At 45.1% G+C, this 315-nt stretch carries 1 protein-coding gene; it reads right to left on the bottom strand.

Annotation, left to right across the window (positions count from 1 at the left end):
• Positions 1–158 (bottom strand): N-acetylmuramoyl-L-alanine amidase (locus D0T87_RS24775; RefSeq protein WP_239063867.1); only part of this gene is annotated, 158 nt, incomplete at its 3' end.
• Positions 159–315: the final 157 nt, after the last annotated feature.

The following is a 315-nucleotide window of genomic DNA, read 5'->3' as shown; positions in this document are numbered from 1 at the left end:
CGCATCTCCACAATATTGCCATCCCGGCGGATGTAATAATGGTAGCCGCAACCCCCATAACCCAACGCACGGTGATACTCATCGAGCGACTCTTCGCTCAGACGTTCATTCTCACGCGTGGCCGTACAATGAATCACAATCAGGTCAATCCTGCGCATCGTCCCGCTGCTTCTGTTTGGACTCAGCACGTTTGGTACCCAGATAAGTAAAAATAGCACCAATGGCTTCAAGAACATAAAACACGATTTTTTTCATAGTTCAATAATGTTAGGTTTAGATAAAAAAAAGAAAGGTCAGGTTAGAATCCGGGATCTA

The organism is Bacteroides sp. 51, assembly GCF_010500965.1.
GTDB lineage: Bacteria > Bacteroidota > Bacteroidia > Bacteroidales > Bacteroidaceae > Bacteroides.
Note: the sequence above shows the minus strand (reverse complement) of the source record. Positions and strands in the feature narration are given on the sequence as shown.